This window comes from Paraburkholderia tropica (genome assembly GCF_014171495.1).
GTDB lineage: Bacteria > Pseudomonadota > Gammaproteobacteria > Burkholderiales > Burkholderiaceae > Paraburkholderia > Paraburkholderia tropica.
The window spans coordinates 34533-51850 of record NZ_CP049136.1; the positions used below are offsets into that span (position 1 = coordinate 34533).

Here is a 17318-nt window from a genome sequence, read left to right on the forward strand (position 1 = left end):
TTCAGGAGACAAGCATGAACTCTGCTGTGCCGACGTTGCAGCACTTTATCGACGGCGCTTTTGTGCCGGGTACCGAGCATCTCGACGTGCGTAATCCAGCGGACCACAAGCTGCTGTCGCGCATGCCAGTGGCGAGCGCGGAGCAGATCGAATGCGCACTCGATGCCGCCCGACGCGCGCAGCCCGCATGGGCAAAACGCACGCCGCAGGATCGTGCGGGTTTTCTGCGCGGGATTGCGGCCGGCGTGCGCGAGCACGCGCCTCAGCTTGCGCGGACCATCATGCTGGAGCAGGGCAAGGTAGCCAGTCTCGCTGAGATCGAGGTCGCCTTTACCGCCGATTACCTGGATTACATGGCGGAGTGGGCACGACGTATCGAAGGGGAAATCATCACCAGCGATCGTCCGGGTGAAAACATTTTTTTATTCCGCAAGCCAATGGGCGTCGTCGCCGGTATTTTGCCGTGGAATTTCCCGTTGTTTCTGATCGCTCGAAAAATGGCGCCGGCGCTATTGACCGGCAACACGATCGTCATCAAGCCGAGTGAAGAGACGCCGAATAACTGTTTCGAGTTTGCGAAACTGGTGGCCGAAACGGATTTGCCGGCTGGCGTGTTCAACGTGGTCGGCGGGATGGGCGAGGTCGGCGCGCGGCTTGCCGCCAGCGAACGTGTCGATATGATCAGCTTCACCGGAAGCGTATCGACGGGCGCGAGAATCATGGCGGCCGCTGCAGGCAATCTGACGAAGCTCAATCTCGAACTGGGCGGCAAGGCGCCGGCCATCGTGCTCGCCGACGCCGATCTGGAACTGGCGGTCAAAGCGATTCACGCATCGCGCGTCATCAATACCGGTCAGGTCTGCAATTGCGCGGAACGCGTGTATGTCGAACGCAGCGTCGCGTCGTCGTTCATCGAACGAATCACCGCGGCAATGGCGGCAACGCGTTATGGCGATCCGGGCCGTGAGTCCAATCTGGACATGGGACCACTGATCAACGAACGCGCGCTGAAAAGCGTCGCGGACAAAGTCAGCGCCGCGATTGCGCAAGGTGCAACGGTGACGACCGGTGGCGCGGTCGCCGCGCGGGAGGCCGGTTATCACTATCAGCCGACTGTGCTGGCGGATTGCCGCGCGGACATGAACATCATGCGCGAAGAAATCTTCGGGCCGGTGCTGCCGATCCAGATCGTCGAAGGCCTCGATGAAGCGATCAGCCTTGCCAACGACTCGACCTATGGCCTGACGTCGTCGATCTATACGCGAAGCCTCGCTAGTGCGATGCAGGCGAGCCGCGAACTGGACTTCGGCGAGACCTACATCAATCGCGAGAATTTCGAGGCGATGCAGGGATTTCACGCGGGCGTGCGGCGCTCGGGCATGGGCGGTGCCGATGGCAAGCACGGCCTGTACGAATACACGCATACGCACGTTGTTTACATGCAGTCTTGATTTGACGCCTGTACGCGGTTTCGGCGTGCCGCGAGCCCGTTTTTTCCACACGTCCGGTGTTCGTCGCAAAGCGCGGCGTGTCCGTGTGAAGGATAGTTGATATTTCGCATGTACTTCATTTATTTCGGACGACGAATTATATAGCGAGACTAATTTCTAACCGTTGCTTCAAGGTGAAGGGGACGTCGATGAAGAAGGTCGTGATGATGTTCGCGTGCGGGGCAGCAGCAGGATTGACGCACGCTCAGAGTTCCGTGACGCTTTACGGCGTCGTGGACGAGGGTTTCCAGTACACGAATAATCAGGGCGGCAAGACTTCTTATGCGATGTCGCAGGGAGGCCTTGGCAGCAGCAAGTGGGGACTGACGGGCAATGAAGATCTCGGCGGCGGGCTGCGCGTATTCTTCAAGCTCGAAAATGGCTTTAATCCGAGCAACGGCGCGCTGGGCAACAATGGCGCGCTGTTCGGACGGACGGCTTATATCGGGATCGGCAGCGACCGTTACGGACAGATCAGACTCGGTAAGCAATATGACCTGCTGTTCGATAGCCTTGTGCTGATGTCGGCCGCAGGGAAGTTCGCGGGCGGCCTGGGTGCACATGTCGGCGACGTCGACAACATTTGGGGCGACTTCAACTTGAACAACGCAGTGAAGTACCTGTCGCCGACGCTGCGCGGGCTGCAGTTTGGCGCCGCCTACGCGTTCGGCACTACGGCGGGGTCGATGGGCCGCAACCAGGTCGTGAATTTCTCGCTGACCTATGCGAACGGTCCTTTCGGCGCCGCCGCGGCTTACCTGAAGGTCAATAATCCAGGAACGGCCGTGTGGAACGCGAGCGCGTCGCCGGTCGAGGGCCAAGACTACACCAATCCACTCACCACGCCGATTTATCGCGGCTACGCGAGTGCTTCTTCCCTGCAGATCGCTGGCGGCGCAGTCAAGTATCAGCTGGCGGCGTCGAATTTCGGGATCGTATACACGAACGTGCAGTTCCATGATGCGGTGGTGACCAGTACGACTCCGCTCGGCGGCAATGCGCACTTCAATACGCTGGAAGGCAACTACACCTACAACGTCACGCCCGAGCTGTTGCTGGGCGCGGCATACAGCTACACGTGGGCGCAGGATGCGCGTTATGGGCAGTTGAATCTCGGCGCGACGTACCTGTTGTCCAAACGCACGTTGTTTTATGTTAGCGGCGTCTGGCAACACGCGAGCGGTACGAACTCGGTGGGTACAGCGGCGATGGCGGCAAACAACAATATTACGGCGTCGAGTACGCCGAATCAGGTCGTGGTGCGCCTCGGAATCCGGCATAGCTTTTAATCGTCTTTGTGTAGTGTCGCCAGATTTGATCGGCTGGCGCCAATCATCCCGGTCTCTGGTTCGCTGTCGCCGGTGATTGCCTTTTCGATGCAACGCGACACCGCAACCGCGTCGTGATGGGTTCGCAGCATGAAATCAATTCTTGAAACGCGATTCCGTTCGTACCTTCACACGTATCTCTGGCTGAATCGCCCGTTCCGGTAATGCTCGAGCGTTGCAATTTCATATTTTTCTGTGGTCAGGCAGAGATTGAGTTCCGCACATTCTTCGATGTTGCAGTCGAACGCAAACGCCGAAAACTCTTCATTGGGATGTGCTCGCAAAAAGTCCCTGACGCTGTACCTCACAAAATCCTGTACGCCTGCTCAAATATTCGTGAAGGTGAGCCCGCCATCGACCGCCATCCATTGCGCAGTCACGAATCCCGCGTCGTCGGACGCCAGATACGCGATTGCTTTGGCGATGTCATCGACAGTTCCCAGGCGGCCAAGCGGAGTCGTGGCCACACGCCTGGCATCACGCTCTTCATTGCGATTTCGAATCGTGCCTTCGGTCGGAACAGCGGACGGACACACTGCGTTGACGCGGATATGACGGGCGCCCAGTTCCGCCGCCGCTGCGCGCGTAATCCCCAGAATGCCGGATTTGATGCCCGAGTACACGATGGAATTCACGGCTGATCGCAGAGCGGCGGTCGATGCCACATTGACAATGGCCCCGCCGCGAGCACGGTCCATGACCGCCGTGGCAGCTTGAATGCCCCATATCACGGCTTTAAATCCGATGTCGAGCATTCGGTCCATGGTTTCGGGCGCGATATCCTGCACGGGTTGGTAACGAACCCACGCCGCATTATTGATCAAAATATCGAACCGACCGCCTTTTTCACATACCGTGTTAACGGCTTCGGTGACGCCTTGTCGGGTCGAGACATTCTTCACAACGGGGAATGCATGGCCGCCAGTGGCGACGACTGCTTCGACGGTGCCCGTGACCAATTCGTCCCTCAGGTCATTCACGCCAACGATCGCACCGCGAGCGGCAAGGGTGAGCGCGGTTGCTTTGCCGATTCCCGCGCCGGCACCCGTGACGAGGGCATAACGCCCAGCCAGGTCCTGTTGCATAGGGGTTCTTTCTCCGCGTTGTGAATTTAACGGCCTTTAAAGACGGGAACGCGCTTTTCCAGGAAGGCCGCGCGGGCTTCCTTGGCGTCTTCGGTCCTGGCCAGCATCATCGTTATGTCCTGCTCGTGGCGGTAGGCTTCGCGCTGGGGCATTTGATCGACAAAGTTCGCCGCTTTCTTTGCCTGTACGATTGCAATCGGGGACTTGCTGGCAATGCGTCGAGCCAGTTCCATGACGTGAGGCATAAGCTGCTCGGGCGGCAGGACGTCCTCCAGCACGTTACGGCGGAGGAGATCATGAGCGGTCAGCCTGTCGCCGGTAAAGAACATGCGCCGGACGGTCGATCGACCGAACAACGTACGCAACATCGAAGCACCGCCAGCTAGTCCGACATTGATCTCAGGCATCGCAAACACAGCGTTTTCCGATGCATACATGATGTCGCATGAGGCCATCAGGCCCAAGCCGGCACCGAGCGCCGCGCCGTTGACTGCCGCGATCACGGGCTTTGCGCACTCCTTGATGGCATTGCCGGTTTCACGAGTCCAGCGATTGTGATCGAGGAAGTCGCCAGGGAGGTCGGGGTTCGGGCGGTCACGAAGGTCTGCGCCGGCGCAAAACGCGGTACCGGCACCGCTCAGGACCGCGCAGTGAATGTCCTCGCGAGAGCTGATTTCGTCAAAGACCGCAATGAGCCGACGACGCATGGCGCGAGACAGCGCGTTCTTGACCTCGGGACGGTTGAGCAATACGAGTGCCACGCCGTTCTCGACTTCCAGTGTCACGGTATTTTGGGCGATCTCTCGTGCGTCTTCATTCATGCTTAGTCTCCGATTTTTAATAAAACTCGGCAATACGGAAAATTCTATCGCGTAATTAGCGGTTGATTCTCAATAGAAAACTACAGCAGATTCGCAAAAAACACAGTTAGTAAGCGTACCTGACGGGCGTATCATGCTCTTCACATCGTGGACTCATACGCGGAGAATCTGAGTTCCGATCCGGAGACCCGAGACGCTACGAAATCCAAAAACAAGCGGATCTTCGTCGGTATTGGCAGGGAGTCGATAATCGTTGCATACATGCCATCTTCGAACGACGAGTTCGTGACCTGATACTCCGGCAGCAGTCGCACCAGCCGCCTGCTTAGCAGATCCTTGTGAACGGTATAGTCGTCCAGCAGAACGATGCCTTCGCCCATCCGCGCGAATTCGAGTAGGGCAATGCCATTGTTGCTCACATGACTTGGCTGAAATGAGACTTCGGTTTCGACATTGTCTTTTCGGAATCGCCACGAGTAGCCGCTTCCGGGCATGGAGTACGCGACACACCGGTGAAGCTTCAGTTCTTCTGGCGAAGTGGGCGGGTTGCGGCCAATGAAGTAAGCGGGCGACACAACCAGGTACCGGTCGCTCCGGAAAAGCATTCGTCGCTTGATGCCAGCCTCGACGGGCGGTGCGATCCGAAAATCGATATCGATATGATCATTGCTCAGATCAGCAGGATTCTCGCTCAGCACCAGTTCGACCTGAATATCGGGGTAAAGCTTGGAGAATTCGCAGATCAGACTCGGCAATACGCCAAGGCCGAACATCACGCGTGAATGAACGCGCAACGTTCCCGAGGGAGATGAGGCGATTGATGTGATGCTCCGATGCGCGTCTTCAATGTGCCGTAGAATGCCCTCCACATGCCTTGCATACTCGATCCCCGCCTCAGTCAAGGTGACACTGCGAGTCGTTCGAGTGAATAGCTTGACCTTCAAATCCTCTTCGAGATCCAGAACCATTCTGGAAACGGACGCGGCGGCGATACCGAACTGGCGAGCAGTTTCTGAAAAATTTTTATTCCTTGAAATGGAAAGGAAAAATTCCATCGCACGTATCCGATCCACGATGTCTCACTCTTATGTAAGATTGGAAATGGGCCTATGATACTTTCCAAGTGTTTCGACATCATAGATGCAAACCCGAATTTACTTGACTGCTTATTTGCAAGTATTGCGAATTGAATCTACTGCTGATTCGATGGAATACAGGTTGGCACGCTATGATAGCGACGAAGAAGTCCTGGAATTTTCAATCCAATAAGGATTATCGAGACCGAAGCCACGACGGCGGGAACCGCAACCCAACTAACAATTGCGGTCATGGTCCAACCCAGCGAAAGCAGCACAGGTCCAAGGAATGTACCGGCAATGCCGCCGAAACGGCCCACGCCCAGCACCCACGCCGCGCCCGTCACGCGACTCGACGTTGGATACATTTGCGTTGCAAGGGTGGACATCGAGGAACAAGCGCCATTGTTGGTCATTGCAACGAGCATAAGCAGTGCCATCAGAATCTCTCCGCGAGCGCCTGTCACGCCAACGACCAATGCAGCAATGGTGCAAATCGCGAAGTAGCCGGAAATGATGCGCAACGGGCCAAACTTGTCCATCAGGATACCGGAGATAAAGATGCCAATGCCGGATATCCAGTTGAACCACATCATGGTGTTCGCCATTTTCTCGAGCTTATGACCATCCGCTTGGAGAATGGTAGGGAGCCACATACTGAGCACGTACAAGGTGACTGTGGAGCAGATGTAGGCGACCCACAACAGGAGGGTCGGGCCCCGTAGCTGTTCGGAGAATAATTCAGCAACGGAGAATTTCCTCTTTTTTACCTGAACCTCCGTGTCGGCGACAAATATAACGTTGGTGAAATCAGCTCCGGCGTCGATCCGCTTGAGTGCATGGGCAATTTTGTCTTGATGTTTTCCGGACGCCGCCAGGTAGCGAACCGATTCGGGTAGAAAGAACGCAAGCAGAATGCCGACAATGATCGGAGCGACGCCGCCGACAATCAGATAACCTTGCCATCCGTGCGTCGGGATGACCCATTTTGCGAGTGGGCCGGTGATGCCGCCGCCAAATGCAAAACCGCAGAGCATGAAGTTGACGGCGCGACTTCGCATACGGCTGGGCAGGAACTCGCTCATCATGGTTGCGCAGTTCGGGATAGCAGCGCCGAGACCAATACCGGTCAGCAGACGGGCCCAAAACAGTTCTTCCACATTAGTCGAGTAGCCCGCGGCCAGCGAGAACACGCCGAAAAATACCACCGAGCACGCGAGCACGATTCGGCGGCCAATACGGTCAGCGGCTGGTGCGGCCACTGCGGCGCCAATGCCGATGCCGACGAGGGCCGCGCTAAGCACAGGGGCTAATTCAGCTTCGCTCACGCCCCATTGCTTAATCAGCGACGGCGCGATCAGGCCCATCGCGCTCGTGTCCAGGCCGTCGAGAACGATGGTCAGGAAACACAGAACAAACAAGATCACGTGGAAGCGGCCAAGCGGCCGCTCGTCGATGAACGACTGCACGTCGATGGTTTTCATGTTCAAATCCCGTTTAGCTGGAAAAGGAAATCACGAGTTGCAGCGTTGGCAACAGGATTGGCAACGACGCTGCTAATGTGCACTGTCGATAGCCCTCTGGTCCGGGGAGGGCCGCAGTTGTAGAGCTTGGTGTAATTCCGATCAATTACTCAAGTCGAACTACGAAAAAATTATCATTGCTCATATATCTCCAATTTATTTATAGTTTTATTTGATCCAGAATTCTTGCGCCGTGTCTACATGACAGGCCAGGACAGCGGAGGAGAAACGTGACAATTCACAGATAGGCAATCGCGGATCCACCGTCAACGCGAATACACTCTCCGTTGACGAACGAGCTTTGATCCGAAGCCAGAAAGCATGCAGCGTTTGCAATGTCTTCGGGCTTTCCGAGGCGAGGCATCGGAGTTTTAGCCAGGCGAACTTTGCGCGTTTCTTCGCTGACGTTTTTCGCCACGCCTTCGGTTTCCGTATAGCCCGGCGCAACCGAATTGATGCGAATGCCACGCGCGCCCAGTTCTGCTGCCGCGCTGCGCATCAGACCCAAAACGCCGGCCTTCACGCCGCAGTAGACCAGCGCTCTGGGTAAGCCAATGAAGCCAGACGCGGATGCGATGTTGACAACCGACCCACCTTCCTTCATGTATTGCGCAGCAGCCTGAATGCCCCACACAACAGAATTGAAGCCGGTGCCGGTCATCATCGAAACGTCTCTTTCCGAGATTTCCAGAACGGGCGCATAGCGAACCCACATTGCGTTGCTGACTACGACGTCGAGGCGGCCTGCCTGTTCGGCCAACACCTCCGCAGCATTGAAGATCGTTTCACGTTTGGCTACGTCGCCACCGAACGCGAGGGCTTGGCCACCTTGAGCCATGATTGCTTCGGCAGCCTCCTGTGCCTTCTCCAGATCGCGATCCAGAATGCCCACCGCAGAACCTTCGTCAATGAATTTTTTAACGATGGCGCGACCAATACCCTGCGCTCCGCCGGTCACGAGTGCGACCTTTCCGTCCAGTTGTTTCGCCATTTCAATTCCTGATTAAAGATCGTTAAACCGGCACTCGACCAGGCCTTTTACGCCGGTGTCTTTGATTGCAACCACAGCGCCGGCGTTTGGATTCTCGCTGCGCAGCGCATTTCCACTGTTGCTGATCGAGGTTACGAAGATCGTATCGAGATCACGGCCGCCGATGCATGGGCAGCTCGGGTAGACAGTAGGCAGGTCGATCAGCATGTCTAACCTTCCATTGCGCCTGAATCGAGCGAGTTGCCCAGAAATCACCATCGCCGCCCAGAGATTGCCGTGTGCATCGATCGTTGCGCCGTCTGGACCGGATTTCAATGACGTGGTATCCACGAAGCGCGTACGCCCGCTGATTGATCCGGATGACGAGTCGTAGCGATAGCGACGCAGTTGGTCGCTCAAGCTATCCGAAAAGTACAGGTACTTTCCGTCGGGACTAAAGCAGGTCGAATTGGCGACGCAGATTCCCGTTTCCAGGACCTTCAGAGAGCCTTTGCCATCGAGTTGATACAGTTCGCCCACGGGCTCCCGTCGCCCGAGTGCCATCGAGCCGATAACAAAACGCCCTTCGCGATCGACACGACCATCGTTGAGCCGCATGTTCGGAGCAGGGTGCACCATGTCGACAAAATGAGTCACCTCGCCGGTCTCTGTATCAAGGAAGTGGAAACTGTCTGCTTCTGCGACGAGAAGGCGACCACTTTCGCACAGAGCAATCGCCCCGATCTGTGACGGCATTTTCCACGTTCGCACGCATGCCGACTTCAGGTCGGTAGACTTCACGAGATGTGCGTGGGAATCAATCCAGTACAAGATCTGCTTACGATCGTCCCATAGCGGGCACTCTCCCAACGCATCGCGGGATGAACCGATAATGTCGATAGAATGATTGATCATTTAGATTTCTTGCCAACGTTTTCCGCGATTTCCACATGTCGCTCGCTCGATTTCAGAACTTCGGCGCGCACTTCATAGAGCGTATCTCGCGGGTAGCGCAAACCCAGCGGACGACGTGCGGTCCCGAACATTTCGATTTCAGTCGTGGCCTCGACAGGTTTCGTGCGGCTCCAGTCGTAGACGACGGTGCGCGCTGCGACTTTCCACTCGCCAACTCGTTTTTCGAAGCGATCGATATAGCGCCCGTGAAGAACGACCTCCATGGGTACATCCGCTATCTTTCGATCCTCCTGAACGGCGTAGAAATAGCTTTCTGCTACGGCGTGATCGCCGTGAAGTTCGATCATGATGTTGCCGATCATATGAATCATGCGACCGGCACTCTCGCGTGAGCTCATTGCCCAATCGCAGAACCCCGAAGCCGTGCCCTGATAGGGACCATGGCGATCTGTTGCGTCGTCCCAATAGGTTGCGCGCAGCGCGATCTCGTCACCTCGATCCACGCCGCGACAGTAACGATAGAGGCATTCTCGAATAGCTTCGCGGTCCAACAGTGCCTGTATTGCCTGATTCGAAATTTCAGATTGACTCATGTTCATTCTCGACGTGGGTTGTTGCCGGGCCACGCGTCATGGCCGCTGTTCAGAAACTGGCTGCCGGCTGTTTGATGATCACCGCGTCCAGTACAGCTACACCGGATTCATGTACGACAAGCGGATTGACGTCCACGCTCACGATTTCCGGGTGACACATCGCGAAGCCGGAGAGTTTGATCATTGCCCTAACCAATGCGTCGGTGTTCCTCGGCGTGGAACCACGCCAGCCTTTCAGGAGTGCCGTCGCCTTAACCTTGTCGAGCGTTTGCCGCGCGCGCGTTTGCGTGAGCGGGGCTGAAGCAAGCGACACGTCCTTGTACAACTCGGTGTTGATGCCACCGGCACCCACGAGAAGCATCGGACCAAACGTCGCATCGTTGCTTACCCCGAGGATCATTTCGGTGCCGCCCACGATCATCGGGCAAACGAGGATGCCGTCAATCTGCGCGTGTGGAGCATGGGCATTCACTCTGTCCAGGATCTGCTGATGGGCCGCACGCACCGCGTCTGCGCATTTGACGTCGAGAACGACACCGCCCAGCTCTGTCTTGTGCAGGATCTGCCGACTTACGACCTTGAGCACGACGGGGTAGCCGATGGTGTCGGCGGCAACAACGGCGGCATCGGCATCGATAGCCAGAATCTCCTGTGGTACCGGCAGGCCTGCGTCGGCCAATGCCTGTTTGGCCAGCGCTTCCGTGCTCACGTCGCCCAGCTCACGGGCGCGACTCGGCGTGTCGGGAATCTCGTAGAGATCAGCCCAACGAGCGCGGATTGTTGCCGCCGCGCCCAGTGCGAGTGTGGCGCGCGTCGCGTCATTGAATACCGGTATGCCGATTTTCTCGAGTTCGCGGTCGACCTCGGGAACGGAAAGCGTGACGACGATGACGTCGCGCGCCGGATGCCGCGCTTTGAGTTCCTTGAAGGGTTGGGCGTAGTTGTTCTTGAATGACGCAGGCGTCAGTCCGGCCGACGCGAGATAGGCCAGCGTGGTGCCGTAACTGCTGCGGGAAAGCATGATGTCCAGTGCGCGAACCGTACCGTTCTTCACCGATGTGATCTGCGCGGTGACATCGAGCGGGTTGGCCGCGACAGCAAACGGCAGCAGATCAAGCATGGCCATCCTGGCGGCTTCGGGCAGGGCCGGCATGGCGAGGCCGGAATCGCTACACGCGTCGGCAATCATCACGCCGATACCACCCGACGACGTAAGCACGCCCAGCTCATTGTTGACCGGCAGATGACCCGTGGTTGAAACCAGATAGGCGATGTCCAGCAGTTCTTCCTGCGACCGGGCACGATACGCACCGCATTCTGCAAAAACAGTGTCGTAGGCGGCGTCGTTACCCGCCAGCGAACCGGTATGGGTCGCGGCGGCCGCGGCACCCAGTTCCGATCGGCCGACCTTCATGATAATGACCGGCTTTTGAGCGTTCGCCGCTTTCAGAAGTGCGCGACGCAACTTCTGACCGTCCTTTGCCGATTCGAGCGCGGCCATGATGACCCTGGTGCCCGGATCGTCAGCCAGATAGTCGATAGCTTCCGCGACGTCGACGTCGGCCTCATTGCCGGTTGCAATGATCTTGCTGAATCCCATGCCCCGTAAAGTCGCCGCGCCGTAGAGGGCCGATCCGAAGGCGCCTGACTGCGTTGCCAGCGCAATGTTTCCGGCCTTGGGGTTGATGCCGTAGAGCACAACCGAAAACGTCGAGAACAGACGCGTTTCAACGTTCAGCAAGCCAAGCGAGTTAGGCCCAATCATACGAATGCCTGCGGCCCTGCACATTGCTGCCATACGATCCTGAACCGCACGGCCTTCCACGTTGACTTCCGCAAATCCAGCTGTGAGGACCACAACGGAACGCACACCTTTCTGGATGGCTTCGCACACTGCGGCTTCCACGCCGCCGGTGGGAACCACGATGATTGCCTGATCCGGGACTGCGGGTACGTCGAGAATCGACGAGTACGCCGGAAGGCCCTGGATTTCCGAACCACTGCGATTGATGGGGAATAATTCTCCCTCGAAGCCGGATTCACGAAGGAATCGCAATACCCGTCCGCCGATGCGGTCGGGATCCGACGATGCACCAATAACGGCCACGGATTTTGCTTCAAACAGCGCGCAGAGAGTAGGAGAGGTCATGGTATGCGAAAGAATGCGAATGCGCCCCCGGCAAAGCCAGCGAGACAGAATCAAGTCGGGTTCAGCGTTGTGCGACGAGCCAATCGAGACATTGGCTACGGTTGCCGAATCGCTCCGCTGCGGTGCGCGATTGCATGCAGAGTTGGGTAGCCGGCATTTCGACCGTCATTCCCATGCCGCCGTGCATCTGGATCACTGCATGGCCGACGTCTTTTGCGACGCCCGCGCAAAACATTTTGGTCAGCATAATCAGGCGGTCGATTGCGCAGTCATCGCTGCCGTTGAAGTCCTCGATCAGCCGCGCGACCTGGCCCTTGATGCCTTCGTAGGCAACGTAACAATCGACGACGCTGTGTTGCAGCACCTGGTGGACTGCCAATGGCTTGCCGAACTGCTCGCGGTCGTTGAGATACTGGATCGTCTGTTCAATCTTGGCGCCGACAGCACCTACGATCTGAACGCATGAAAGCAGCGTGCCGATCTGGAGCGCCTGGTTGACCGCGACCGTCGCTGCGGCGCCGGTCATCACAATTTCGTCTTCATTGAGGCAAATGTTGTCCACCACGTAATCCACGGTGACCGTCCCGTCGATACCGCTGAAGTACTGGGCGCGGTCGGCGAGGCGCGAACGCTCGATGAGCACCAGCGCCTGGCCGTCCGCAGTAGTCGCGTTGAAGATGAGATGCGTTGCCGGCTCGCTCTCGTTAGACCCGCGGACGGCCCCACACAGGACGTTGCCTCCCAGGCTGACGGTAGCCGCAGGAAGCGGGGTGCCCGATTGCGATTGCAGGACCGGCGACACTGAGATTTCGCCGTTCAGCAACCGTTCGAGCACCGGACGAGCAGCCGGTGCGCCAGCCGCTGCTTCGATGAGAACCGGAGCGACAGCACAACGCTCGACCAGCGGCATCACGTTCGTATAACGCGAGGCTGCTTCAACGATGCCAGCGAGATCCATCAGCGTGGCGCCGACACCGCCGTTGTCTTCGGAAACCAGCACTGACTGCCATCCGAGTTCGAGGGCACACTGCCATTTCCCCGACGCCAGGGCTTCGACGGCGCGGCCCTTCAGCGTTTCGGCAGAAGCGGCCAACCGTGCCGACGAGTCGAACATGTCGCCCGGAAACATGTTGCTCACGGTGTAGCCCGCGCTCATGATCGATTTGGCGATGATGTTCTTCTGGATTTCGGTCGTCCCGCCCGCCAGCGTACGTGAACGATAGAAGAGGTAGGTATGAACGAAATTACGTTCGATATTCAGTTCGTCTTCCTCTGTTGCGGGCGGCAGCATTGGCAGCAGGCGGGCAGCGTATTCAGGCCCGAGCACGTCCATCGCAATCGACGTCACGTCCTGACTCTGCTTCGAGCACGCCAGTTTGAGCGCCGACGACTTGGACGATTGCAGCGTGCCCGCCATGTCCTCCCTGATTGCCGACAGCAGGATTTCACGCGTACCATACGCGCCTGCTTCGACTTCGAGCAGGCGGTCGAGCGCCTTCAGTAGCGAAGGCGTTGCGCCGTTTTTCTGGATGTTTTCCTGAACCAGTTCAGTCACTTGTTGAACGTGACGGAGCAGACGTGGCATCAGCGCCGGACTCAGACGCTCGCGGTCGAGCAGGAACTTGCCATAAGACCAGCCCTGTCCTTCGTTACCAATGCGATTCGAAACCGGAACCGTGACGTCCTTCAGGAACACTTCGTTGACGTGGTGCCACTGGTCAATCGTGTGAATAGGGCGAACCTCGATTCCCGGTGTGTTCATCGGAATCAGAAGCAGGCTGATGCCTTCCTGGCGCTTACCTTCGTTGCTCGTCCGCACGAGTGTGTACATCATGTCCGCTTCCTGGGCGTGCGACGTCCAGATCTTTTGCCCGTTGACGACATACTTCTCGCCCGACTGGTCCAGAACCGCGGTGGTTTTAAGCGCGGCTAGATCCGAGCCTGCACCCGGTTCCGAATAACCTTGGCACCACCATTGCGTACCGTCGATAATCGGCGGCAGAAAGCGTGCTCGCTGCTCGTCAGTACCAAATGCCTGAATCACGGGGCCAATGTGGCCGATCCCGTGGTGATAGAGTTGCGGGCAGTCCATTGCCGCCGTCACTTCCTCGAAAATCAAGCGCTGCATCCCGTCCCAACCCGGTCCGCCGAACGCTTCAGCCCAGCCCGGTGCGGAATAGCCGCGACCACCCCTCGCCATGGCGGCGGTGTACTGGCTCAGGAGTCTGCGGCCCGGTTTCTTGTTAGCGCGCGTTGCAGCACGCACTTCGGCCGGGACATTCGCTTCGATATATTCGGCGATTTCCCGGCGAAATGCCGTATAGAACGCTTCATCCCGTAGTTGATCCATTTCACTCATGACTAATTCTCTGCAATCCAGGAAGCGGCTAAACGAGTTGGGAGATTGACGCCACTGATCTGTTGACGGCGTGATCGACTAGCGGCCTACATAAACCGGTTCGCGTTTTTCGAGGAAAGCGCGCTGGGCTTCTTTCGAGTCTTCGGTTTGGGACAGGAATTCGGTGTTGCCCTGTTCGTATCGATACGCCTCGCGCAGCGGCATGCTTTCGGTCAGCCGTGCGGCTTCTTTCGCGAGACGCAACGCGATAGGCGACTTCGACGCGATTTCCCTGGCGATTTGCATCGCGAACGGCAGCAGTTCTTCCCTCGTCGTGCACGCTTCCACGAGCCCGAGGCGAAACAGCTCCCCACCGGTGACCTTCATGCCTGTGTAAAACATGCGGCGGGCTCGCGACTGGCCAAAAATCCGGTTCAGGAACGAGACGCCGCCAGCCAGCCCCACATTGATTTCCGGCATGGAAACATAGGCGTCGTCAGAGGCAACCCAGATGTCCGAATTCATCACGATGCCAAAGCCGGCGCCCATGGCCGCGCCGTTGATGGCGGCAATAACGGGCTTTGGGCACTCTCGGATCGCATACGCCGACTCACGAACGATACGATGATGTTTCGCGAACGCACCAGGCTGAGAGAGGCTCTTGCGGTCGCTGATATCGGCACCCGCCGAGAACGCGGAACCCGCGCCCGTCACAACGATGACCGAAACATCGTTGCGCGCACCGAGCACGTCGAAACAGTCGATGATCTCATTGCGCATCTCGGCGTTCTGGGCGTTGCGCTTTTCCGGACGATTAAGCGTAACCAGCGCGATCTTGTCGTTAATTTCAACGAGCAGCGTATTGAATTCCATCTTTCAGATTCCTTTGTTGGGTTCGGGTACTTCGCATACGGCGAATCAAACGCGTGGAATGCTCGCCATGACAATCTGGCTCAGACCACCATCAATCAAAATATCTTCGCCATTGACGTAACCAGACCTGTTGCTAGCCAGGAAGAGGATCGCCTCCGCCATGTCTTTTGGCGATGCAATCCGGCGACAGGGCACAGCCTCCCTGCGCGTACGCACGAGGTTTTCGTCCTCGTAATAGGATTCGCTCATCGGCGTCCGGACGAGGCCGGGGCTAACGCAGTTGCTGCGAATGCCAAACTGTGCAAGTTCCAGGCAAAGCTGCCTCGAAAGCATGAGAAGCCCGGCTTTGCTAACGCTATACGCGACGCTTTTGGGAATGGCGATACTTCCGCCAATGGACGCAACGTGGACCATGGTTCCGCCCCTGCCGGTATCGCGCATTTGGGTACCGAATGCCTGCGCGCAGAGGAATGCACCGGTGAGATTGATTGAAAGCTGGCGCTGCCATTCGTCGACCGACGCGTCAAGCAGATCTACGCGGCCACCACCGCCGACACCGGCGTTGTTAACCAGAATCTGCGCCGGGCCGAGCTCATGGCACACCGTTTCGGCAGCGTGCGTCACGGATACCGCATCAGAAACGTCACAGCAGACTGCGATCCCGCTACCGCCAGCAAGGCGAATGTCATTCAGGATCTCCGCACAGCATTCCATATCCCGATCCAGAATCGCGACTTTCCCGCCGGCGGTCGCAACTTGTCTCGCGGTTTCCGATCCAATACCACCGGCTCCCCCGGTGATTACACAAACTTGGCCAGAGAGACCCAGCCACGACATCCAATTTTCAGGCTTACTCATTGACCGGACCTCGGACGGATTCAATATTCATATGCTGTACTAACGTATATGTCTGTGTCTAAGTTGCTTTCTGATGACTGCACGCTAGGCGGCTAGCGTCCACGACTGGCCGGTCAGAAATTGCGCTGCCGCGCTTGTAATATAGCGAGCGATAGGCTGCACTGTGGAAACCAGCGTATGCGCATGGACTTCGAGCGAGTTAATGCGCAGCCCCCTCGATCCCCATTCACAAGCCTGTGTCGCGACGAACATACGTGCCGCCGCGTCGTCACCGCAGGTCCTCCAGTCCATGCTTTGCCTGGGGAGCAGGAGCGTCAGACTGGCGTTCTCTGCATGGGACTGAGCGAAGCGCTTCGCCGCCTCATGCACGGCGTTCAGGTGCTGGTCAACCGGCGCGTTCAACACGGAAGCATCAATGACGGATTGATAGCCAGTGCCTTTGTTCCCGGTCTGAAGCGACATCCAGTTCTGCATGGCGTCCGGAGCGGCCCCGGCAACGTCGATGGTCGTTTCCATATCCATGGGCAAAACTTCGTAGTCGGCCGAGGCACACTGAATGGAGCCTCCGTAGACCGATGCGGCGCCGTCTACCGACACAATGGAGCCGGACAGAGGACGAGCGCCTGCGCTACACAGGAAGAACAAAGCTTCTGCAAGTTCGATGGGCTCGGCAATACGACCGAGTGGTGTTGCGCCGGCAGCTCGCGCCGCATCGAGACGGCCTGACTCGATCAGGCGGCGCACGATTTCCGTGCGGACGAAACCTGGGCACAGGGCGGTCACACCGAGATCGGGACGGTCACAGGCCAACGCTTTCGTGAATGCGATAACGCCGGCTTTCGTGGGTGAATAGGCGCCCCGAAACGGGATCGCATGCAGTCCGGCGCCCGACGCAACGTTGACAACACGGCCCTGCGGCTTGAGTTTCTTTTCCAGCGCCTGAAAAACCAGGCGAGGCGCATCCAGATTCAGCCGGACGAGGGGCTCGAACTGTTCCCTTGTCATGGCCGTGAGCGGCAATTGCGTGCTGTCCGACATGCCCGCATTGTTGATCAGCGCGTCGAGATACGGCATGTCGACAGCGAGTGCGGCTATTTCATCGGGCACCATCAGATTGGCGACTCGCTTCAAATGCGGCTCGCTCGCTTGCGGCATTATCTCGATCATGTCCTGCAAGGCTTCGGCCTGGTGATCGACCAGCACACAGCGCCAGCCATATTTGGCAAATTGCATGGCGCTCGCATAACCGATACCGGAAGCGGATCCGGTGATAAGTACAGTTTTCTGCGACTGCATCGG

14 protein-coding genes are annotated in these 17318 nt (G+C 57.7%); 2 read left to right on the top strand and 12 right to left on the bottom strand.

Annotation, left to right across the window (positions count from 1 at the left end; genetic code table 11):
- Positions 1-14 precede the first annotated feature (14 nt).
- Both aldA and G5S35_RS23670 read left to right on the top strand, forming a co-directional pair.
- The gene (aldA, locus tag G5S35_RS23665) at positions 15-1451 is read left to right on the top strand and encodes an aldehyde dehydrogenase (RefSeq protein WP_183039756.1); all 1437 of its coding nucleotides are present in this window, start codon (positions 15-17) and stop codon (positions 1449-1451) included.
- A 188-nt stretch (positions 1452-1639) separates the two neighbouring features.
- Positions 1640-2779: a porin gene (locus G5S35_RS23670; protein WP_183039757.1), complete on the top strand. Its 1140-nt coding sequence runs from the start codon at positions 1640-1642 to the stop codon at positions 2777-2779.
- Between the two features lie 365 nt (positions 2780-3144).
- On the opposite strand, the gene G5S35_RS23675 is transcribed toward G5S35_RS23670, so the two are convergent.
- The 12 genes from G5S35_RS23675 to G5S35_RS23730 all read right to left on the bottom strand — a co-directional run bounded on the left by G5S35_RS23675 (position 3145) and on the right by G5S35_RS23730 (position 17315).
- A complete protein-coding gene (locus G5S35_RS23675) occupies positions 3145-3903 on the bottom strand; it encodes an SDR family NAD(P)-dependent oxidoreductase (protein ID WP_110327377.1) in 759 nt (252 codons plus the stop codon).
- Positions 3904-3929: 26 nt separating this feature from the next.
- Entirely contained in the window at positions 3930-4724 is a 795-nt protein-coding gene (locus tag G5S35_RS23680; RefSeq protein WP_234774655.1) for an enoyl-CoA hydratase/isomerase family protein, read from the bottom strand.
- Positions 4725-4864: 140 nt separating this feature from the next.
- The gene (locus G5S35_RS23685) at positions 4865-5779 is read right to left on the bottom strand and encodes a LysR family transcriptional regulator (RefSeq protein WP_173816852.1); all 915 of its coding nucleotides are present in this window, start codon (positions 5777-5779) and stop codon (positions 4865-4867) included.
- A 137-nt stretch (positions 5780-5916) separates the two neighbouring features.
- A complete protein-coding gene (locus G5S35_RS23690; RefSeq protein WP_074983701.1) occupies positions 5917-7284 on the bottom strand; it encodes an MFS transporter in 1368 nt (455 codons plus the stop codon).
- A gap of 277 nt (positions 7285-7561) precedes the next feature.
- On the bottom strand, positions 7562-8314 hold the full coding sequence (locus tag G5S35_RS23695; protein ID WP_183039758.1) for an SDR family NAD(P)-dependent oxidoreductase: 753 nt from the start codon (positions 8312-8314) through the stop codon (positions 7562-7564).
- Between the two features lie 12 nt (positions 8315-8326).
- A complete protein-coding gene (locus tag G5S35_RS23700; RefSeq protein WP_074983703.1) occupies positions 8327-9208 on the bottom strand; it encodes an SMP-30/gluconolactonase/LRE family protein in 882 nt (293 codons plus the stop codon).
- The gene (locus tag G5S35_RS23705; RefSeq protein ID WP_183039759.1) at positions 9205-9801 is read right to left on the bottom strand and encodes a nuclear transport factor 2 family protein; all 597 of its coding nucleotides are present in this window, start codon (positions 9799-9801) and stop codon (positions 9205-9207) included. The genes G5S35_RS23700 and G5S35_RS23705 overlap by 4 nt, the downstream gene beginning before the upstream one ends.
- Before the next feature lie 49 nt (positions 9802-9850).
- The gene (locus G5S35_RS23710; RefSeq protein WP_237181631.1) at positions 9851-11950 is read right to left on the bottom strand and encodes an acetate--CoA ligase family protein; all 2100 of its coding nucleotides are present in this window, start codon (positions 11948-11950) and stop codon (positions 9851-9853) included.
- 61 nt (positions 11951-12011) lie between these two features.
- A complete protein-coding gene (locus tag G5S35_RS23715) occupies positions 12012-14309 on the bottom strand; it encodes an acyl-CoA dehydrogenase family protein (RefSeq protein WP_183039760.1) in 2298 nt (765 codons plus the stop codon).
- Between the two features lie 78 nt (positions 14310-14387).
- Positions 14388-15161 carry an enoyl-CoA hydratase/isomerase family protein gene (locus G5S35_RS23720; RefSeq protein ID WP_065058517.1) on the bottom strand — a complete coding sequence of 258 codons (774 nt, stop codon included), beginning with the start codon at positions 15159-15161 and terminating at the stop codon, positions 14388-14390.
- Between the two features lie 45 nt (positions 15162-15206).
- Positions 15207-16019 (bottom strand): SDR family NAD(P)-dependent oxidoreductase, encoded by an 813-nt coding sequence (locus tag G5S35_RS23725; protein ID WP_065058519.1) that lies wholly within the window; start codon positions 16017-16019, stop codon positions 15207-15209.
- An 84-nt stretch (positions 16020-16103) separates the two neighbouring features.
- A complete protein-coding gene (locus G5S35_RS23730) occupies positions 16104-17315 on the bottom strand; it encodes an SDR family NAD(P)-dependent oxidoreductase (protein ID WP_065058520.1) in 1212 nt (403 codons plus the stop codon).
- Positions 17316-17318 lie beyond the last annotated feature (3 nt).